Below are 19,474 nucleotides of genomic sequence, written 5' to 3' on the forward strand. Positions count from 1 at the left end.
CGACGTCAACTTTTTGTTACAAATACCTCACGGGCGGGGTGGACTCCTGACTACGAAGCTACTTCCTGACCCCGGGCTACGGGCTGCCCAATGATGCCGGAAACGAACTCTGTCGCTGCGGGGCCGAGTTGTCGGTGCACTGCGCCGAAGAGCGTATAGGCCTCGCGGCTGGGCCAGTCCGCGGGCTGCAGCTCAGACGGAAGGTGCGGATCCCGGAACGGAAAGCGGCGGAAGTCGCCAATGACATGCATCCGTTCGATGAGGGCCGTCCGACCGTCCTTGCCTGCACTCAGTGCTTCGTCATTGAGCGGTGCGTACGTCCTAATGAAATGTTGATAGTCCGCGCCCAGCTGCTCCAAATCCCAGCATCGCGCAGCCAGGCCCCTGTCTTCCTTGAGGTCGCCGGTTCCGCACCATAGGGCGTCCACTTTTGCCAGCGGGTTCTCGGCGGCGATTTCACGGACTTCCGCGAGGAGGTTGTGCGGGCTCAGCCAGGTTGACGGTGACAGCTGGCCGAAGCCGTGCCATGCGAGCTGCTTCCGAAGCTGTTCGCGGACGGCGCGTTCCGATTCAGGGACCTGGTAAATGGCCATGGTCCAACGCCCCTCCCATGCCTCGTCCCGTCGTCGGAATATCCGCTCGCGTCCCTCGTTGAGGATGTCCAGCATGTGCGGGGTGAGGGAGTAGACCGTTTCCCGGCCTACCCTCCTCGTGGTGAACCAGCCCTCCTTGCGCAGGCGGGATAGATTGACGCGGACCGTGGCGGCTTCGATGTCGAAGACTGCGAGGAGTTCCGTGATGTCGGCAAGCCGGACCTCGCTGCCGGCATATCGGAGGTAGTCCCCGAATAAATCCAGGATCAACGCTCTGGGTTTCCACTGCATAGGGCTCCTCTAACTCTTCACTACCTGAGAGATCATCAAACCGGAAACGTGCAACAACTCTATTGACGAACAACATTTCCATGTTACATTCAGTTGTGCGTCAGATCACAGCTGATCGCGCCCATATCTCTGGCACATCACAACGTTGTGTATATCACCTGGAGCTCCCCATGACATTCCCGCAGTCTTCAACCTCGGCCCGACCGCGCAAATCACCCGGCGTAGTCATCTTTTTGTGCTTCCTCGCCATCGTCTTCGACGGCTATGACCTGGTTGTCTATGGCGCAATCGTTCCCAAGCTCCTGGCGTACGAGCCTTGGGGCTTGACGCCAGTTGAGACCGGCGCCATAGGCAGTTACGCCTTGGCTGGCATGTTCATTGGCGCCATTCTTATCGGATACCTCACCGACATCGTCGGCCGCCGGAAAGTCATGATGGTTTCCATCGCGGCTTTCTCGTCTCTGATGCTTTTGACCGCCTGGGCACCGACACCTGAACTTTTTGGTCTGTTCCGCTTCCTGGCAGGCCTCGGACTGGGAGGTGTCATTCCGACGGCGATCGCATTGACTGTGGAGTTCTCAAAGACTAACCGGCGCAACTTCAACAACGCCCTGATGTTCTCCGGCTACGCCGTCGGAGGTATTCTGGCCGCGCTTCTGGCCCTTGCGTTCCTGCCCTCTCTTGGATTCCAGGGAATGCTGGCCTTAGGTGGCATTCCCCTCATCGCCGTGGTCCCGCTGCTCTTCAAGTTCCTTCCCGAATCCCCGGCCTTCCTGGCAGCGAGAGGCGACCGGTTCAACGCGGAGCGCATCGTCGCCGAATACGGGCTTGAACTGCTGCCTCCGGCACGGGTTCACACGGATGCCCCCGAAACCGGGCGTTTCCGCACGCTGCTGACTGGACGTCTGCTTGGCGCAATGATCCTGTTCTGCCTGGCCGGAATCTGTGGCCAGACGCTCGTCTACGGGCTGAACACCTGGCTGCCACAGCTCATGGTGATTGCCAAGTACTCTTTGGCTTCTTCACTGACTTTCTTGCTCACGGTAAACATCGGGGCCGTTGTAGGTGTTCTGGTATCTTCCCGTCTGGCTGACCGGTTCGGTCCCCGCCGGGTAACGGCCGTCGCCTTTGCCAGCTCCGGAATCGCATTGGTTCTTATGGGAACCGGCATCATGCCTCTTGTGGCTATGTACGCCCTGGTTGCGGTGGTCGGATTCGGATCAGTGGGTGCTCAGATACTTGTCAACGGCTTCGTGGCAACCTACTTCTCCGGCTCAACGCGGGCCACCGCCCTCGGAATCACCCTCGGCGTGGGGCGCATCGGCGCCGTCCTGGCAATTTCAGGAGGTGGTGTTCTCGTGGCAGCCGGGCTCGGCAATTTCATCAACTTCTCTGTGTGGGCGATCGCCGCCGCCATCGGCGTCGTTGCCGTCCTCGCTGTGCCTCGCCTGCCCGAATCCGAACCCAAGGACCCAGCTCCAGGAACTCCTGAAACCTTCGCATCAAACGGCACCGTCCAGCACTAAGAACCGCATCCTCGAGCCGAGCCAACTGCGGCCCGGCAACTCACCAACAAAGGAGCTCCCTTGCAAACGCAACTCATCATTGATAACCAGCCTCGTGACGGCCGCGAAGGCAGGACGTTCGAACGGCGGCACCCTCTGACGGGCGCCCTCGTGACCGAAAGTTCAGCAGCGGGCGTGGACGACGCCCTGGATGCGGTGGAGTCTGCGGCCAAGGCGTTCACGACATGGTCGACCACCGGCCCGACTGAACGACGCGCTGTAATGCTGAAGGCCGCGGAAATCATGGAGCGGCGAGGGCCGGAGTTCATTGAGACGATGATGGCCGAAGTTGGTGCAGCGCAGCTCTGGGCCGGATTCAATGTGTTCCTCACCGCGCAGCTGTTCCGTGAAGCGGCTGGACTTGCCACGCAGATTCAAGGTGAGACCCTTCCGACGGACAAGCCGGGCACACTCTCGATGACTGTGCGGCAGCCCGCTGGCGTTGTTCTCAGTATGGCGCCCTGGAACGGAGCCGGCGTGCTTGCAGCCCGGGCCATTGCCTACCCCATCGTTTGCGGCAACACCGTGGTCTTCCGCGCTTCGGAAACCAGCCCGAAGACCCATGCGATCATTGCGGAGGTCCTGCACGAGGCCGGTGTACCTGCCGGCGTCCTGAACTTCCTGACAAGTACTGCCGAGGACTCTGACCGGGTGGTGGAAGCGATCATCGCGCACCCGGCGGTCCGCCGGATAAACTTCACCGGTTCAACGGCGGTGGGGCGCATTATTGCCGAGAAGGCTGCCCGCTACCTCAAGCCCGTACTGCTGGAGCTCGGCGGCAAGGCACCGTTCGTGGTCCTGGACGATGCCGACATCGACGGCGCCGTCAACGCGGCTGTCTTCGGTTCATTTCTGTACCAGGGACAAATCTGTATGTCCACCGAACGTTTCGTGGTTGACGAGAGCGTCGCCGACGAGTTTGTTGATAAGTTCGCGGCGCGCGCAGCGCAGTTGAGCGCCGGCGACCCTATGACAGACGAAGGCTGCATCGTCGGCCCAATGATCCGCGCTGAATCAGGAACCAGGATCAACGGGCTTATCGATGACGCCTTGGCTAGGGGGGCTGAAATCGTGGCTGGGAATCACGCCACGGGTGCGTCGATGTCTGCCACCATCGTGGACAGGGTAAGCCCGGAAATGTCCATTTACGACCAGGAAACCTTCGGCCCGATTACCACGGTGGTCCGCGTTTCCGGAGTCGAAGAGGCCATCCAAGTAGCAAATGACACTGAGTATGGCTTGGCCGCTGCCGTCTTTGGTGCGGATACTACCCGGGCCCTGCAGGTTGCAATGCAGATCCAGGCCGGCCACGTCCACGTCAACGGGGCGACCGTCCAGAACGAAGCCCAGGCTCCGTACGGTGGCATGAAAAACAGCGGCTATGGCCGGTTTGACGGCCGAGCAGTCATCAATGAGTTCACGGAGCTGAAGTGGATCACTCTGGAGCAGTCTGACCAGCAGTACCCGTTCTAGATCCAACTGCTTCAGAAACAAACCGAACAATCCTTTGAGGAATGACATGACCATGCAGGTAACCGCAGCAGTAGCTCGCGAGCCGAGGCAGCCGCTCACAATTGAAGAACTTGAGCTCGATGAACTTCGTTCGAATGAAGTTCTCGTAAAAATGGTGGCCACGGGTGTCTGCCATACCGACGCAATCGTCCGCGACCAGGTTTATCCGACCCCCTTGCCCGCCGTCCTGGGGCACGAGGGCGCTGGAATCGTGGAGAGGATTGGGGCATCAGTCACGACCGTGAAACCAGGGGACCATGTCCTGTTGGCCGCCGCGTACTGCGGTAAATGCGACCGTTGCCGATCCGGCGAGATGGCGTACTGCGAGAACCTCTTCGCGGCTGACTTCGGCGGCAGGCGGACAGACGGAACCACTGCGCTGGGCAAGGACGGGGAAGTGATTTCCTCACATTTCTTCGGCCAGTCGTCCTTCGCAACCTACGCCAACGTTGTTGAGGAGAGCGTCGTGCGGATCGGCTCCGATGTCCCGCTCGAGATCGTCGCCCCCTTGGGCTGCGGCATCCAGACCGGAGCCGGTGCCGTGTTCAATGAACTGAAGCCGGCGTTGAACAGTACTCTCGTGGTTATTGGTACCGGTGCGGTCGGGTCCGGGGCCATTATGGCCGGAGCGGTAGCGGGGTGCGATCGAATCATTGCCGTGGACATCCACACATCCCGGCTTGACCTGGCGAAGGAACTCGGAGCGACGGACGTGGTCAACACCAAGGAACATGACCTCACGGACGAGATCCTTCGCCTTACGGACGGCCGCGGTGCTGATTACGTCATCGATACGACGGCCCGGCCGGAGCTGCTCCGCAAGGCGGCCGACGCTCTTGCCCTCCGCGGCACACTCGCCCTGGTCGGGGCGGCCAAGCCCGGGACTGAGGTCTCCTTCGAGATCGGACTTTCGCTGGTCAAAGGCTGGACCTTCAAAACCATCGTTCAAGGCAGCTCTGTGCCGCAGGTGTTCATTCCCAAGCTTATCGAGTTGTGGAAGGAAGGCCGCTTCCCAATGGACAAGCTGATGCGCAACTACAGTCTGGACGAGATCAATCAGGGCTTCGAGGACTCCGCAAACGGAACTGTCATCAAGCCGGTCATTGTGTTTTAGCTGACAGGCAGTCTCCCGACTGCCAGGTGTTGATCACCTCACACATGAGAGGACGACGGCGGGTGCGCACCCGCCGTCGTCCTCTTCCTGCGTCCGGGTGCTGTCGCCCGGTGAAACTACTTGGTGACCAGGAGGCCGGTGTCCCAGTTGAAATCGGAGAACTCGGGGTTTGCCTGCATGGTCATTAGGACGAACTGGAAGCCCTCGAATTCCCGTGCGCGCTTGAGTGGACCGACGACGAGCGGGCGCATGCCGCCGCCGCTGACGAGGTTGCTGACGGCTGCGATGGCATTGGCATTGTCTCCGGCGATGAAGACATCCAGCGGCTGCCCACCTGACTGGCCGGCAGCCAGCGTTCCCGCAAAGGTCGTGTTGAAGGCCTTGACGACGTTCGAGCCTGCCGGTGCGAGCCGTGCGATGTCTTCGGCGGCTGAGTTGCCGGGTTCGACAACGAGGGAATCGAAGGTCACGGGATTGGTGATGTCCACGATGGTCTTGCCGGCCAAAGCTTCGCCGTAGGCGATGACGACGGCCGGACTGGGCCGGATTCCGCATGTTTGCGCGGGAGCCCAGTGTTTGCAAGGCCTGGAATGCGGTTCGAGTCCCACCTCGGGCACAGTGTTACCGCAGCTCAGAGGCCTTTTTTGCTGTTGACAAAGCTTGACTTTCGAAAGTCTTTTTGGCTTGTGCACCGAGTCTCTCGCAACAGGCGCTGGATGGAGCAGCGTCACCTTCACGTAGCAGGCCCTCGGCATACCTATCGTTCGTCTTCATGCACAGCATGGAGGGTGTCGGCACGTTCGAAAACGGCGGCAGCACGTCTGTAGTGGGGACGCGCCCATTTTCACCACCGGCCTGTCCGACTCCGCAACTCGTCTATGGACTACGACTTTCGTATTAGGGTTGGGCGACTGCGCCAGTTGGCCAAATCGTGAGTTGTTACGTTCGTCATCCTTTGTTTTGATGACATCCCATTCGTGCTCCATGCCGTCGCTTCAGTTCATCGAGCAGGTCCCGGCGGGTGGGGCGGATAGTGCACTGAAGGAGGCGTCCGTACAACCCAGAATAGGTGACCAGTGTGGTCACCTATTCTGGGTTGCTGGGTGTCTAATTAGCGGCTTTCCGCAGGACCCACGAAATCGGCGGGCCGCAGGTTCCTCGTGTTACCTGGGCGCAGCAATCCGTGCATCGAGCAGGCCGGCCGCGACTGCTGGAGCAAGCCCGGGTGCCAGTGGAAGTCGCGGGACCACAAGGCAGTGCCAGAGGTGATAGATGTCCGCCTTGCCGGACCACACGGTCGAGGTGACATTGCCGTTCTCGTCGAGTTCCTGCTTCCAGGACCCGTGCTCGTAGTCGATGAACCAGTCGCGGGCGTGGTCCCAGATCCGCTCGTACCAGTCTGCATACTTCTTGTCGCCGGTGGCGATGTAGAGGGCTGCCGCGCCTCCAATTGCCTCGGCGGGAACCCAGCGGATGCGGGTGGTGACAACCGGCTTGCCTTCCCAGTCGACGGTGTACACAAATCCCGGATGACCGTCCGGTTCCCAGGCGTCGCGGATGGCGGCGTCGAACAAGCCCCGTGCATCCTCCAGCAGCCAGGGCGGAACCTCTATGCCGCGGGCTTCGAGCCCGGCACGGACGTGCAGGAGCAGGCGTGCCCACTCAACCCAGTGGCCGGGGGTTCCGCCGTACGCGCGGAACTGGCTGGCCCGGTCGTCGGTGTTGTACTCCGGCATGGGGTTCCACTCCGGGTCGAAGTGCTCGAAAACCCGGTAGTTGTTGTTGCGCGCAAAGTCGTGGATGAGCACCTCGGCGATGTGGAGGGCCCGTTCGAGCCAGCGGTTTTCCCCGGTCACATCGGCGACGATGAGGTACGCCTCGACGGAGTGCATGCTCGCGTTCCCACCCCGGTATGCTTCAGTTTCCGTGAATTCCCGGTTCCAGGAGTCGAAGCACATGCCGGCGTCGTGGTCCCAGAACTTCGTGTCGGCGATTCGCAGCGCCTCGTCGAGCAATTCCCTGGCGCCCGGGCGCTTGGCCGCAACGGCGCTGGCAGCAGCGAGCAGCACGAAGGAGTGCTGGTAGCCGGACTTCGTGTCGTTTACCGGTCCGTTCCCGTCTACCTCGGCGTACCAGCCGCCAAACTCATCATCGTAGAAGACTCCGTTGAGCGCAGCAATGCCGTGGTCGACGAGCGTCGCCGCGCCTGGCCGTCCCATCAGGGCAGCGACGGCGAAACTATGGACCATACGCGCGGTAATCCAGAGGTGGGTCGGCTTGTCGGTGAACACCGCGCCGTTGTTGTCGAGCCAGCCGAATCCGGTGGGCACCTTTGAACCGGCGGCGAAATTGATCAGCCGATCGGTTTCGGCCTCGAGCCATCGCGCGTGAGCGGCACTGTTCAGCCACGTCATGTTATTTCCTCTCCATGGTGCGGGTGCAAACTGAGAATGATGCTTGATTAGTGAGTGCCGAAGTCGGTATCTGTGTATGCGCCGGCGCCACGGGTAGTGCCCCCGCAGCTGCACTGCCCTCCAACATCAAGCTGGATGGTCACCGGAGCGCCCGCATCAATCGTCAGGGTGACGGTCTCGCCCTTGCTGGCGGACACGCGCAGGAGGTTTTCTTGTGGGGAAACGGCAGACATGGCAGCCCTTTCGTTGATGGTTGAGTGGATGGGGTTGGTACAGCGGCGGCTGTTAGCCGACGACGTCGAGCATGCCGCGGATGATGGTGGCGGCCGCTCCGAGGTAGGCCAGGACGATCAGCAGGACCTGGGCGGTCCGGGCCGGGACGAACCGGGCAGCGACGTCGCCCAGCACCAGGCCTGCGAGGCAGGCCACGGCGACGGCAACCCACATTCCCCATGGCAGCGCGGGGAACGTCGCCGGGGCAGTGAGGGCTTTGGAGATCAGGGAGAACACGCCGATGGTAAAAAAGTACGGTTGCATTGTGGCAGCGAAGGATTTGTGCTGCCACCGGGTGGCGATGGAGTACATGCTGACGGCAGGCCCGCCCACCCCGGCCGCCGTGTTCATGAACCCGCTCAGGCCGCCGGCCGTGAAAAGGTAGCGGCGGCGTGGAGTGAGCGTGGCGGACTTTAGGCCAAGCAAAATGGTGAGCCCGACGGCGAGGAGCACCCCGATGGAGATCTCCAGCACCGCCGGCGGGATGAGCCGGATCAGGAAAGCTGCCGGGATGATCCCCAGCAGCGCCGACGCCGCCAATGCCACGTAACGCTTCCAGTCAATGTCCCGCACCACCCGGAAGATGATGGCCCCCGCCGTCACGGCACCGCAGACGTTCACCAGCACCACCCCTTCCACCGGACCCAGGAGCAGGACCAGGAAGGGAGCAGCCACCAGCGCGAAGCCCATGCCGGTGATGCGCTGCATCCCGGCTCCCATGACGACGGCGCCCAGCACCAGCCCGGTGGTCAGCATTTACGGCCTCCAGGCCACGTACTGGACCTCCTCGAATTCCTCGATGCCCAGGTCCGATCCTTCGCGGCCGAGGCCGGACTGCTTGACCCCGCCCATCGGCGCAAAAGCCACGGACGGCAGGGGATCGTTGACGCCTACGATGCCGGCCTCCAATCGTTCGGGGATGTCCCAGGCCCGCTTGGGATCGCGGCTCCAGAGGTAAGCGGCGAGGCCCATCTCGGTGGCGTTCGCCTTGCGGATGGCGTCCTCGTCCGAAGTGAAGGTCACGACGCCGGCCGCTGGGCCGAACACTTCTTCGCTCACCAGAGGTGCGTCGTCAGGGACGTCCGTGAGCAGTGTGGGGGCCATGAACGCGCCGTGCGCCGGAACATCGGTCCGCTGGGTGACGCGGTGGGCGCCGCGGGCGAGGGCGTCGTCCACCAGGGCCTGGACGGCGGCCACCCGTTCGGCGTCGATCATGGGACCGAGGTCCGGAACGCTGGAACCGTCGTCGGGAACGCCGTGGCCGATGCTCATGGCGTCGAACCGCGCCGCCAGTTTCTGCGAAAATTCCTCGGCGATGCTGTCCTGGACCAGGAAGCGGTTCGCTGCCACGCATGACTGGCCGGTGTTGCGGAGCCGACCCAGGACGGCACCGTCGACGGCGGCGTCCAGGTCCGCGTCGGCAAAGACGATGAACGGCGCGTTGCCGCCCAGTTCAAGCAGCGGGCGGACCACGCGCTCAGCGGCCGACGCCATGATCTGCTGGCCCACGCCGGTGGAGCCGGTGAAACTGACGGCCCGCACGGCGGGGTGCCGAAGCAGGGCGGCGGTGATTTCGCGCGAGGGGCCGTGGACCAGGTTGACGACGCCGGCGGGGAACCCGGCGTCGTGCAGCACCTCGAACAGGCCGGTGGCCGCCAGCGGCGCCTTTTCGGACACGCGGCCCACCACGGTGCAGCCGGCCGCCAGCATTGCGGCGAGTTTGCGCGCCTGGATGGACACCGGGAAGTTCCACGGCGTCAGGCTCAGGGCGACGCCGATGGGCTTGCGGAGGCTGAGGTGGCGGCGGCCGTGGAGTTCGGGCGGGCTGACGGTGCCGGTCGAGCGGCGGACTTCCTCGGCGAACCAGCGGAAGTATTCCACCGAGAAGTCCACCTCACCCTGGGCTTCCGGGAGCCGTTTTCCGGCTTCCAGGGCCAGGGTGTGGGCCAGTTCGTCGCGGCGTTCGGCCAGCAGGTCGGCGGCGTTCCGGAGCAAGTCTGCCCGGCTGCGCGCGGTGGTCCGGGACCAAGACCCGAAGGCTGCGGCCGCGGCGTCTGCGGCCGCAGTTGCGTCGTCGGCGGTGCCCCAGGCCACTTCACCGACGATGCTGCCGTTTCCGGGGTCGGTGACATCCTTGGTGGTGCCGGCGGAGTGCCAGGTTCCATTCACCAGGTGGCGGGCTGATTTCAGGTTCACGTGTGTTGCCTTTCGTTTGGCAGGTGGAGGTCCAGGGCACTCATCCCTTGGTGGCACCCGCGGTGATGCCGGCAACGAAGTAGCGCTGCAGGAAGACGTACGCCACCACCACGGGCAGGGACGCCAGGATGACGCCGGCGAACAGGAGTGGGTAGTTTGTCTGGAACTCGCCCTGGAAGCTGAGCAGTGCCAGCGGCAGGGTCCGGTTGCCCGGTGACTGGATGAACAGCAGCGGGTAGAGCAGTTCGTTCCAGTGGATCACGAACAGGAAGATGGCTGCGGCAGCAACGGACGGGGCCGAGAGCGGCAGGGCGATGGACGCGTAGGTCTTCCATGGCCCGCTCCCGTCAATCGAGGAAGCCTCGTAGAGTTCCTTGGGCAGGGTCCGCATAAACCCGCCGAGAATAAAGACGGCGATGGGCAGGGTGGACACCACGTTGGCCACGATAAGGCCGGCCAGGCTGTCCAGCAGGCCAAGCCGGCCAAACAGGACGTACAGCGGCACCATGTTGGCCTGCGCCGGGATGGCCATGCCCAAGACCAGGAAGCCGAAGATGGCCCAGGCGATAAACCCCTTGAGCCGGGAGATGGCGTACCCGGCCAGGCTGGCCAGCAACAGCGTGAGGGGGACGGAAATGGCGGTGACAATGACGCTGTTGGTGAAGGACGAGCCGAGGTCCTGGCCGCCGATCACTTCGGCGTAGTTGCCCGGGGAGAGGGACTGCGGCAGGCTGAACGGTCCGGCGAAGAGTTCCTGCGTGGACTTGAAGCTGCCGAACCCCACCACGGTCAGCGGAACGATGATGATGACCGCGTAGATTCCAAGAATTGCGCGGCGGCTTATTGAAGCAAGCATGCTGTCATTCCCCCTTCGGGGTCAGCCGGAGCAACCGGCGCTGGAGCCAGGTGACCAGGGCGATCATCGCCATAAAGATGATCGACTGGGCGGCGGCGTAGCCGAACTCCGAGTTGGCAAAGGTGCTGTAGATGCGGGTGGAGAGGATGTCCAGGGACTGCTTGGGCGGGTTGCCCGCGATGCCCAGGATCAGGTCGAAGGCCTTGAAGGACTGGACGGTGGTGTAGGCCACCACGATGGACGTTGCGGGGGCCACAAACGGCCAGGTGATGGACTTGAACTGCTGCCACCTGCTGGCGCCGTCCATTTCCGCAGCCTCGTAGAGTTCGCGGGGGATGGCCTGCAGACCGGCGATGTAGACCACCATCATCTGCCCGGCGTGGAACCAGACCTGCGTCACGGCCACCCAGTACAGTGCCTGAGCGTTGTTGCCGAGGTAGGAACCCTGCAGGGCTTCGAGGCCCACGCCGCCCAGGACCGCATTGGCCAGGCCGAAGTTGGGGTCGTAGATGAACTTCCAGATGAAGGCCACGGACACGGAGGACAGGATGGTGGGGAAGAAGAACAGGGCCCGGAGCAGGATGCTGCCGCGCGAGTTCTTCGTCAGAAGCAGGGCCAGCACCAGCGAGAACGCGGTCTGCGCGATGACCACCATCAGCACAAACTTCAGGTTGTTGGTCAGCGCGTTGGTGAAGAGCGAGTCCTTGGTGAAGGCGCGGACGAAGTTGTCCAGCCCCACGTAGTTGAACGCCGCCGAGAAGCCGTTCCAGTCCGTGATGGCGTACTGGAACGCCTGCAGGGTGGGCATCACCAGGAAGAAGGCAATGATGGCGACGGCGGGAAGCGGGAAGAGGTACAGCGCCGGATTCACCCGGGTGGGGGAGCGGCGGCGCCCCGTCGCAGCGTCGGTTTCAGTAAGGCCGTCAGGGGCCTTCCGTTTGGCAGCCATTTTGGTGTGCGTGCTCATAGCCGTTCGTCAACAATCTTCTGGGCGGCTTCGGCGGCCTGCTCGGGGCTGGTGCCCGAGATGACAGCCGTGGCGCTGGCTTCCACCGCGTTGCGGACATCAAGGTTCTGGAACTGGAAGCGGGCGGCCAGCGCCGTCTTTTTGTCCAGCCAGGGGCTGAGGCGCTTCAGGTCAGCGTTGGTGTACTCCACGTCCTTCACGGCAACGTGTTGGGCCGTCTGGTTGGCGTAGTAGCCGGCGTTTTCGGGCTCGGAGAGGAAGTCGATCCAGGCCGCGGAGGCGGCCTGGTTCTTGCTCGCCGCGTTGACTCCCAGGATGAACGTGGCGTTGTAGGCGCCTTCGAACTTGCCGCTGCCGTCGGAGGTGTTGGGGAACACCAGCTCGATGGGGAACGTCGCCCCCAGGCCGCGGACGGCGGCGATGTGGTAGGAGCCGGTGGCCAGCATGGCGGCCTTGCCCTGGGAGAACAGGTTCTGCGCCGGCTCCACTGCGGTGCCGGTGGCATTGGGCTGCAGGTACGGGACAAGTTCCTTGTACTGGCCCAGCATCTTCAGGAACCAGTCGTCGGTGCACTTGAGCTTGCCCTGCTCGATCTGGGCGCACATGTCGTCAACGGGGGCGTTGTTGGCGATCATGCAGTTGAACAGCTGGCCGCCGTTTCCGACGTCGCCGCCCGGCCAGGAGATGGGGATGACCCCGGAGGCCGCCAGCTTCTCGCACATGGCCAGGAAGCCGTCCCAGTCCTTTGGGGCGATCTCCGCGCCGGCCTTATCGAACAAGTCGGCGTTGGCCATGGGCATCGGGAAGACCACCTGGAACGGCAGGCCCAGCTGGCTGTCGCCGGACTGGCCAGCCGTCAGCAGGCCCGGCTGGTAATTGGCGGCTGCCTTGCTGCCCTTGAGTTCGGCGTAGATTCCCGCCTCGGTGAAGTTCTTGAACTGGGCGCCGCGGAATGTGGCGAACGCGTCGCCGATGGCTGCCCCGCGGACCTTCTGCAGGCCTTGGGCGTTGTAGTCGTTGGAGGTGGAGATGTCCTGGACCACGTCCACACCGTCGTGCAGCGACGCGAAGCGCTTGATCAGTTCGTCGAACACCACCTTGTCCTCGCCGCGCCAGTGGGCGAAGGAGACCTTGCCCGTGACGGCGCCGGTGGAGGGTGCGGCCGGTCCGGTGGCGCCGCCGGGTGTGGCGGTGCCGCCCGGCCCGGCGCATGCTGCCGCGGTTGCTCCGAAGCCCAGGGCTCCGAGAATCGCGATGGCCTGCCTGCGTGAAATCTGACTCACAATATTCTCCTCGTTGAGTGTTTTGCTGTGCCTTGCTTGTTGCCTAAGGAAGGGCTGTCACCAGGAAGCGCTGTGGCGCGCGTCGGGACTGCTCATGCACTGGTCTTTTGCGACGAGACGACGTCGTCCACCACGGCGCAGAGGCGCTGCAGCCGGGTGACGGCATCCGTTGAAAGGGATTCGACGACGTCGGGGGCGCCGATGCAGGATGCCCACACAGCGCGTCCGGAGAGGAAGCCGCTGGCGCCTTCGAGGCAGGCCCACCGGACAGCGTCGGGGAAGACGTCCTCGGGGACGCCGGAGGAGAGGACCACCCACGGGCCGTCGATGGCCCGGGTCAGGTCGGCGCAGGCTGCGCGCACGTCGGCTTCGGGGGCCTGGCCTTTGAAGGGGACCTCGGCCTTGTAGAGGTCGGCGCCGAGGCTGCCCAGTTCCTGCGCGGCAGCGAGGATGCCGGCGTTCCAGTCGAAGTTGCCGCCGGAGAGCGGCTTGCGGGAGACGGGTTCGATGATGCTGATGAGCCCGGCGGACCGGCAGATCTCCACAAATTCGCGGACCATGGCCACGCGGCCGTCGGCGGGCTCGTCCGGGCGGTACAGCACCAGGAGCTTCAGGGCCTTGACGCCCAGGGCGGCGTATTTGTGCGGGTCAACGAGCCGGTCGATGGTGACCTCGCCCACCAGTTCGCCGTGCGCGGATTCAAAGTGGTCGGCCGAGGCGATGAGCCCGCAGCTTGGGTCCACCACGTTGTCCTCGATGGCCTGGTCCAGCGCGAACTGCCGGTCGATCAGGACTCCGGAGGCGTACGGGGTGAGGATTTTGGCGGCCTGGAGCTTGAAGTCCTGGAGGTCCTGGTCGGAAACGGGGGCTTCCTGGTGTTCGGCGATCATGTTGCGCATCGCCTCGCGCTGGTCGACGGCGAGCATCGCGAAGGCGCCCGACGGGCGCTGCAGGGGTGAGAGGTCAGTGGAGGTCATGGGCTGCTTCTTTCAGCTAGGGGTGTGGTTGGAGGCTAGGGCTGGGGTGATGTTCTGGTGCGGGATGCTGGAGCGGCCGTCCAGCCCTTCGCAGGAGGCGGCCGCGGTGCGGCCGGCGAAGGCTGCCGCGTCCACCAGCGGCAGGCCGGCGGCCACGGCGGCGAGCAGGGCGCCGTGGTAGACGTCGCCGGCGCCCAGGGTGGACACGATGGTGGCCGGCGTCGCGGGAACGTGCACGGCGTCGGTGTCGCCGGTTTTGACCCAGGCCCCTTCGGACCCGGCGGTCGCGACGACGGCGGAGGCGCCGTCGTCGATGGCTTTCTGGAGCAGCGCCGAAACGCTGTGCTGGTCGCCGTAGTCTGCGCGGAGCCGTTCGATGGTAGGGACATACAGGGCGACGCCGCGCGGGCTGAAGGACGGGATGGGGTTGCCGGCGTCCACGCTGAGGTTCAGGCTGCCGGGGTTCAGCCCGGGGACGTTGGCGACGGCATTCCAGCCCAGGTGGTCCACGTGCACCCATGCGGCGGCTTCCAGGAGTTCGCGGAAGCGCCCCTCGGCCGGGAAGCTGACCGGCGGCACCGGGCGGGTGACGATGGCGCGGCTTTCGGTGGTCTTGCTGACCACGATGACACTGGCTCCGGTTTTGACGTCGGGTTCGCGGATCACGGCAGAGGTGTCCACGCCTTCAGCCTGCAGGCCGCTGATGATGCGGTCGCCTTCCTCATCGGCGCCGAGAACTCCGGCGAAGGAAGTCTGGGCGCCGGCCCTCGCGGCAGCAACGGCGGCGGTGGCAGCCGGCCCGCCTCCCGCCGTCGTAAAGTCTGTGGCGACGGTGCGGCTGTCTGCAGCGGGATAATCCTGAACCAGGGCTATGGAGTCCAGTGTGGCGGAGCCTATAAAGAGCAGGGTTCCGGTTGACGGTTGGGACACGTTCCACCTCGTTGTAGTCGGCTTGTACTGAAGAAATATACACACGCTATGTTGGAATAACAACACTTTCGGTATAGTTCTGTTTGGGATGCAACGCCGCGGTCCCACACTCAACGTAGAGAAACGGAGCAGCACATGTCATTGCCTTCTGCGGAATCGGTCCGGACCATTCGTTACGGCCTTATCGGTGCCGGCCACATGGCCCGCGAGCACGTCCGGAACCTTGCCCTGATCCCGGGAAGCCAGATCACCGCCGTATCCGATCCCCAGCCGTCATCCCTGGAGGAGACGGTTGCGGAAATCGGCCACGAGGTACAGACTTTCTCCCGCCACCAGGACCTGCTCGCGTCCGGGCTGGTGGATGCGCTGGTGATCGCCAGCCCCAACGACACGCACCTGGCTATCCTCAAGGACATCTTTGCCAGCGGAACCAACCTGCCCGTGCTCGTGGAAAAGCCCGTGTGCACCACGGCGGAACAGGCCGACGAACTTGAATCGCTGGCAGCTGAGTACACTGCGCCGGTATGGGTGGCCATGGAATACCGCTACATGCCGCCGGTGCAGGAGGTCATCCAGGCGGCCCACGGCGGCAAGCTCGGCAACGTGTACATGCTCTCCATCGTGGAGCACCGCTTTCCTTTCCTGCACAAGGTGGATTCTTGGAACCGCTTCGCGGAACGGACCGGCGGCACGCTGGTGGAGAAGTGCTGCCACTTCTTTGACCTGATGCGGCTGATCCTGCAGGACGAACCCGTCCGCGTTTACGCCAGTGGCGGCCACGATGTCAACCACATGGATGAGGTGTACAACGGCAGGGTGTCGGACATGATCGACAACGCCTACGTGATTGTTGACTTCAAGGGCGGGCGCCGGGCCATGCTGGAGCTGTCCATGTTCGCCGAGGGTTCCAAGTTCCAGGAGCGGATCTCCATTGTGGGCGACGCCGCTAAGATCGAGACCCTCATCCCGGTGGCAGCCAACCACTGGATCGAGGGCGACGAGGCCGAGGCCACGGTTGAATTCAGCCCCCGCTCGCCGCTGGGCCCGGAAATGCACGAGGTTCCGGTGGACGAGGCCGTCCTCGCGGCGGGCGCCCACCACGGCTCCACGTACTATGAACACCTTGGCTACCGCAAAGCCATCCTGGGCGAAGGGCCGGTGGAAGTCACGGTCGCCGACGGCCTGCAGTCCGTGCGTATGGGACTCGCAGCTGAGCGCTCCATCATCGAGGGACGCCCCGTGGAGCTTGCTAATGCCGGTGCCGGGCTCAGGCACTGAGTAGATTTGTGTTGGAAGTACAACACCCTGGCAGGCTAAGTTCGCCCGGTTAAGGGAAGCAGGAGAAGGGGATATGAGCAGCTCACCGAAAGAGGCGCCGTTGACGCCCCGCCAGCGCACCATCCTGGACCAGCTCGAGCAGCGGGGCTTTATTTCCACCACGGATCTCGCCGAAACGTTCGCGGTCTCGGACATGACAGTGCGCCGGGACACCCGCGTGCTGTCCCAGAAGGGGCTGGCGCGGGTGGTTCACGGCGGCGTGAGTCCCGTTAACGCCAGCGGGCAGAACGCGGACTTCGCGGCACGGGTCCGGGAGGACGCTGACGCCAAGCAGCGGGTGGCCCGGGCCTGCGTGTCGATGATCGGCGAGCGGGACGCCATCATCCTGGATGCCGGGACCACCACGTACCAGATTGCGCTGGAGCTCCCTCCGACGTTCGCGGGCACCCTCATCACGCACTCCGCGCCCGCCATCCAGCGCTGCCTGCAGCTGACGTCGGCGCGGACCATCTGCCTCGGCGGTGAGCTGCTCCTGGACAGCCAGGCGTTCAACGGGCCCATGACGGTCAGCGCCGCCGCCGGCCTCCGGGCCAAAACGGCGTTTATCGGGGTCAGCGGGCTCCACGACGAGGCGTTCTACATCGAACGGGACGTGGAGCGCGCCACTAAGATCGCCCTTATGGACTCAGCTGAACAGGTGGTTGTAGTGGCAACGCACCAGAAAATGCTGCGGTACGCGCTGGCGCGGCTCGCCGCGTTCGACGCCGCGGACGTGCTGGTCACGGACACGCCGCCGCCGCGGGAGATCGAGGACGCACTGGGTGCAGCCAACGTCAAGATCGTGGTGGCCGCGTGAGCGCGCCGCTGCGGGTGGCCCTGCCCGACCGGAAGATGCTGGACGCGCTCGAGCCGATTGACGGCGTCGAGTTTGTCCTGTGGGACCTCAGCGGCCCGCCGCCGTCGGGCCGTTTCGACCTGTTGGTGCCGCCGTACATGGGCAATCCTGCGGCGCTGGCCGCGCTGGACGGCGTTGAGGTGGGTCTGGTGCAGAGCCAGTCGATCGGGTACGACGGCGTGGCTGCGGTTCTGCCCGGCGGCTGCCTTTTCGCCAACGCGGCCGGGGTCCACGAGACGTCGACGGCGGAACTCGCCCTGGGCATGTTGATCGCCAGCCAGCGCGGGATGCCGGACTTTGCCCGGAACCAGGCGTCCGGGGTGTGGGACAACAGCCAGCGGCCCAGCCTCGCGGACCGGCGCGTGCTGCTGGTGGGCTACGGGGGAGTGGGGAAGGCCATTGAGGCCAGGCTCCTGCCGTTCGAAGCCCACGTGACGCGGATGGCCAGCCGGGAACGCGAAGACGAACGGGGCCGCATCCACGGGATCGACGCGCTGTATGAGCAGCTGCCGCTACACGAGATCGTGGTGGTCAGCGTCCCGCTGAGTGAGCACACGCACCAGCTGGTCGACCAGAAGTTCCTGGCCGCGATGCCGGACGGCGCGCTGCTGGTGAACGTGGCCCGCGGCCCGGTGGCGGACACGGATGCCCTGCTGGCGGAGGCGTCGTCCGGCCGGCTGCGTGCCGCCCTGGACGTCACCGACCCCGAGCCGCTGCCGGCCGGCCACCCGCTGTGGACCACTCCCGGGGTGATCATCACCCCGCACGTGGGCGGGGCGAGCTCGGCGATGTTCCCGCGGATGGTCCGGCTGGTCAGGCAGCAGATCTCGCTGCTGCTGGCGGGCGAGGAACCGGTGAACGTGGTGCTGGGCCGCTAGGCCCGGATCTGCTGCAGGACGGCGTCGCGCACCTGGGCCATGGTGGTGGCGTCGGTGGCTTCGACGTTCAGCCGCAGCAGTTCCTCCGTGTTGGATGCCCTCAGGTTGAACCACCAGTCCCCGGCCTCGCTGCTGACACTGAGCCCGTCAAGTTCATCGAACACGGCGCCGTTCGCGTAGCGGGCCCGCACGTCCGCCACCTTGCCGTCGACGCCGTCCACGGATGAGTTGATTTCGCCGCTGGCCGCGTACGGGTCGAACTCGCGGGCCAGTTCGGATAAGGGCCGCTCCTGCTCGCCGAGGGCGGCGAGGACGTGCATGGCGGCAAGCATGCCCGTGTCCGCGTTGTAGAAGTCGCGGAAATAGTAGTGGGCCGAGTGTTCGCCGCCGAACACGGCGCCCTCCTCGGCCATCCGAGCCTTGATAAAGGAATGCCCCACCCGGGTCCGGACCGGCCATCCGCCCGCGGCGGCAACAATTTCCGGCACCGCGCGCGACGTGATCAGGTTGTGGATGATCACCGGCTCGACTTCCCCGGCGGCCTGGGCGCGGCGGATCTCCCGGACGGCAATCAATGCCGTAACGGCCGACGGCGTCACTGGCCTTCCGTTCTCGTCGACCACGAAGCAGCGGTCGGCGTCGCCGTCGAAGGCCAGACCAATGTCGGCCCCGTGGGCGATAACGGCGGCCTGCAGGTCACGGAGGTTCTCCGGCTCAAGGGGGTTGGCAGGATGGTTGGGGAACGTCCCGTCGAGCTCGAAGTACAGCGGCACAATAGTGAGCGGCAACGCAGGGTGGAACTGGTCCCCAAGGACCGCGGGAACGGTCAGGCCCGCCATGCCGTTGCCGGCGTCCACCACCACCTTCAGCGGCCGGACGGCATCCAAGGGCACCAGCGAGCGGAGCTTTTCGGCGTAACCCGCGAGCACGTCAAGCGTGGACACGGTGCCGTGGGCCGCGGCTGCAGGGATCCCGCGGTCGACATACTGTTGGGCCAGGTCCCGTATGGCCGTGAGCCCGGTTTCGGCGGAGACCGGCACGGCGCCGGCCTTGGCCATCTTGATCCCGTTGTATTCCGCGGGGTTATGGCTCGCGGTGAAAATGGCCCCGGCTATGTCCAGGGCGCCGCACACGTAGTAAAGCTCATCGGTGGAGATAAGGCCCAAGGACTTCACGTCCGCACCGCGCCGGGCAGCGCCCGTCGCAAAGGCGCCGCTGAAGCCGGGTGAAGAGGGCCGCATGTCCCCCCCCGCAGGCGATGGTCTGGCCGGACAGGCCCAGCACGTCGACAAACGCGGCGCCTACGGCTTCGGCGCTTTCCGCGGTGATGGAGACGCCGACGAGGCCCCTCACGTCGTAGGCCTTGAAGGACGGTGACAGGTCCATGGAGTTCCCCCGGAAAGTAGTGGCCATGCGCGTTAGTAGCTAAGAGAACATGGAGTGTTGGAATTT

General features: G+C 64.6%; 17 protein-coding genes and 1 pseudogene. 6 read left to right on the top strand and 12 right to left on the bottom strand.

Going from position 1 to position 19,474, the window contains the following annotated elements:
- Window positions 1-50: 50 nt before the first annotated feature.
- The gene (locus tag ACZY0Q_RS01190; protein ID WP_463913696.1) at window positions 51-884 is read right to left on the bottom strand and encodes a PaaX family transcriptional regulator; all 834 of its coding nucleotides are present in this window, start codon (window positions 882-884) and stop codon (window positions 51-53) included.
- Between the two features lie 170 nt (window positions 885-1,054).
- On the opposite strand from ACZY0Q_RS01190, the gene ACZY0Q_RS01195 reads away from it, so the two are divergent.
- Genes ACZY0Q_RS01195 through ACZY0Q_RS01205 form a run of 3 tightly spaced genes read left to right on the top strand, consistent with a single transcriptional unit; the run spans window position 1,055 to window position 5,075 of the window.
- Window positions 1,055-2,410: an MFS transporter gene (locus ACZY0Q_RS01195; RefSeq protein WP_463913699.1), complete on the top strand. Its 1,356-nt coding sequence runs from the start codon at window positions 1,055-1,057 to the stop codon at window positions 2,408-2,410.
- Between the two features lie 60 nt (window positions 2,411-2,470).
- Entirely contained in the window at window positions 2,471-3,922 is a 1,452-nt protein-coding gene (locus ACZY0Q_RS01200) for an aldehyde dehydrogenase (RefSeq protein ID WP_463913701.1), read from the top strand.
- 46 nt (window positions 3,923-3,968) lie between these two features.
- A complete protein-coding gene (locus ACZY0Q_RS01205; RefSeq protein ID WP_463913703.1) occupies window positions 3,969-5,075 on the top strand; it encodes an NAD(P)-dependent alcohol dehydrogenase in 1,107 nt (368 codons plus the stop codon).
- Window positions 5,076-5,191: 116 nt separating this feature from the next.
- On the opposite strand, the gene ACZY0Q_RS01210 is transcribed toward ACZY0Q_RS01205, so the two are convergent.
- The 10 genes from ACZY0Q_RS01210 to ACZY0Q_RS01255 form a co-directional block, all read right to left on the bottom strand.
- On the bottom strand, window positions 5,192-5,683 hold the full coding sequence (locus ACZY0Q_RS01210; protein WP_463913705.1) for an NADPH-dependent F420 reductase: 492 nt from the start codon (window positions 5,681-5,683) through the stop codon (window positions 5,192-5,194).
- Window positions 5,684-6,238: 555 nt separating this feature from the next.
- A complete protein-coding gene (locus ACZY0Q_RS01215) occupies window positions 6,239-7,489 on the bottom strand; it encodes an AGE family epimerase/isomerase (RefSeq protein WP_463913708.1) in 1,251 nt (416 codons plus the stop codon).
- Window positions 7,490-7,536: 47 nt separating this feature from the next.
- Window positions 7,537-7,722, bottom strand: coding sequence for a hypothetical protein (locus ACZY0Q_RS01220; RefSeq protein ID WP_463913710.1), 186 nt, complete (start codon window positions 7,720-7,722; stop codon window positions 7,537-7,539).
- 52 nt (window positions 7,723-7,774) lie between these two features.
- Window positions 7,775-8,518 (bottom strand): sulfite exporter TauE/SafE family protein, encoded by a 744-nt coding sequence (locus tag ACZY0Q_RS01225; protein ID WP_463913713.1) that lies wholly within the window; start codon window positions 8,516-8,518, stop codon window positions 7,775-7,777.
- Window positions 8,519-9,958, bottom strand: coding sequence for an NAD-dependent succinate-semialdehyde dehydrogenase (locus ACZY0Q_RS01230; RefSeq protein WP_463913716.1), 1,440 nt, complete (start codon window positions 9,956-9,958; stop codon window positions 8,519-8,521).
- A gap of 40 nt (window positions 9,959-9,998) precedes the next feature.
- Complete coding sequence (locus ACZY0Q_RS01235; protein ID WP_463913719.1) at window positions 9,999-10,814, bottom strand: carbohydrate ABC transporter permease; 816 nt, start codon at window positions 10,812-10,814, stop codon at window positions 9,999-10,001.
- A gap of 4 nt (window positions 10,815-10,818) precedes the next feature.
- A complete protein-coding gene (locus tag ACZY0Q_RS01240) occupies window positions 10,819-11,781 on the bottom strand; it encodes a carbohydrate ABC transporter permease (protein ID WP_463913722.1) in 963 nt (320 codons plus the stop codon).
- Window positions 11,778-13,064 carry an ABC transporter substrate-binding protein gene (locus ACZY0Q_RS01245; protein ID WP_463913725.1) on the bottom strand — a complete coding sequence of 429 codons (1,287 nt, stop codon included), beginning with the start codon at window positions 13,062-13,064 and terminating at the stop codon, window positions 11,778-11,780. The genes ACZY0Q_RS01240 and ACZY0Q_RS01245 overlap by 4 nt, the downstream gene beginning before the upstream one ends.
- 92 nt (window positions 13,065-13,156) lie before the next feature.
- Window positions 13,157-14,041: an aldolase gene (locus ACZY0Q_RS01250; RefSeq protein ID WP_463913728.1), complete on the bottom strand. Its 885-nt coding sequence runs from the start codon at window positions 14,039-14,041 to the stop codon at window positions 13,157-13,159.
- A 12-nt stretch (window positions 14,042-14,053) separates the two neighbouring features.
- Window positions 14,054-14,971 (bottom strand): carbohydrate kinase family protein, encoded by a 918-nt coding sequence (locus ACZY0Q_RS01255; protein WP_463913731.1) that lies wholly within the window; start codon window positions 14,969-14,971, stop codon window positions 14,054-14,056.
- Window positions 14,972-15,106: 135 nt separating this feature from the next.
- On the opposite strand from ACZY0Q_RS01255, the gene ACZY0Q_RS01260 reads away from it, so the two are divergent.
- From ACZY0Q_RS01260 to ACZY0Q_RS01270, 3 genes are all read left to right on the top strand, one after another.
- On the top strand, window positions 15,107-16,249 hold the full coding sequence (locus tag ACZY0Q_RS01260; protein ID WP_463913734.1) for a Gfo/Idh/MocA family protein: 1,143 nt from the start codon (window positions 15,107-15,109) through the stop codon (window positions 16,247-16,249).
- Window positions 16,250-16,322: 73 nt separating this feature from the next.
- Window positions 16,323-17,105, top strand: a complete 783-nt coding sequence (locus tag ACZY0Q_RS01265) for a DeoR/GlpR family DNA-binding transcription regulator (protein WP_463913737.1) — start codon at window positions 16,323-16,325, stop codon at window positions 17,103-17,105.
- Window positions 17,102-18,022: a 2-hydroxyacid dehydrogenase gene (locus ACZY0Q_RS01270; RefSeq protein WP_463913740.1), complete on the top strand. Its 921-nt coding sequence runs from the start codon at window positions 17,102-17,104 to the stop codon at window positions 18,020-18,022. The genes ACZY0Q_RS01265 and ACZY0Q_RS01270 overlap by 4 nt, the downstream gene beginning before the upstream one ends.
- Here ACZY0Q_RS01270 and ACZY0Q_RS01275 read toward each other — a convergent pair.
- Window positions 18,019-19,435, bottom strand: a pseudogene (locus ACZY0Q_RS01275) (phosphomannomutase/phosphoglucomutase). The gene ACZY0Q_RS01270 and the pseudogene ACZY0Q_RS01275 sit on opposite strands and share 4 nt — an antisense overlap.
- Between the last annotated feature and the right edge of the window lie 39 nt (window positions 19,436-19,474).

The organism is Pseudarthrobacter lactosi (assembly GCF_055412785.1).

What these genes read in the sequence shown, in the direction of transcription:
- ACZY0Q_RS01250 (WP_463913728.1), bottom strand. Translation starts at nt 14,041, where the DNA reads ATGACCTCCACTGACCTCTCACCCCTGCAGCGCCCGTCGGGCGCCTTC.
- ACZY0Q_RS01235 (WP_463913719.1), bottom strand. Translation starts at nt 10,814, where the DNA reads ATGCTTGCTTCAATAAGCCGCCGCGCAATTCTTGGAATCTACGCGGTC.
- ACZY0Q_RS01205 (WP_463913703.1), top strand. Translation starts at nt 3,969, where the DNA reads ATGACCATGCAGGTAACCGCAGCAGTAGCTCGCGAGCCGAGGCAGCCG.
- ACZY0Q_RS01220 (WP_463913710.1), bottom strand. Translation starts at nt 7,722, where the DNA reads ATGTCTGCCGTTTCCCCACAAGAAAACCTCCTGCGCGTGTCCGCCAGC.
- ACZY0Q_RS01190 (WP_463913696.1), bottom strand. Translation starts at nt 884, where the DNA reads ATGCAGTGGAAACCCAGAGCGTTGATCCTGGATTTATTCGGGGACTAC.
- ACZY0Q_RS01260 (WP_463913734.1), top strand. Translation starts at nt 15,107, where the DNA reads ATGTCATTGCCTTCTGCGGAATCGGTCCGGACCATTCGTTACGGCCTT.
- ACZY0Q_RS01240 (WP_463913722.1), bottom strand. Translation starts at nt 11,781, where the DNA reads ATGAGCACGCACACCAAAATGGCTGCCAAACGGAAGGCCCCTGACGGC.
- ACZY0Q_RS01195 (WP_463913699.1), top strand. Translation starts at nt 1,055, where the DNA reads ATGACATTCCCGCAGTCTTCAACCTCGGCCCGACCGCGCAAATCACCC.
- ACZY0Q_RS01215 (WP_463913708.1), bottom strand. Translation starts at nt 7,489, where the DNA reads ATGACGTGGCTGAACAGTGCCGCTCACGCGCGATGGCTCGAGGCCGAA.
- ACZY0Q_RS01265 (WP_463913737.1), top strand. Translation starts at nt 16,323, where the DNA reads ATGAGCAGCTCACCGAAAGAGGCGCCGTTGACGCCCCGCCAGCGCACC.
- ACZY0Q_RS01225 (WP_463913713.1), bottom strand. Translation starts at nt 8,518, where the DNA reads ATGCTGACCACCGGGCTGGTGCTGGGCGCCGTCGTCATGGGAGCCGGG.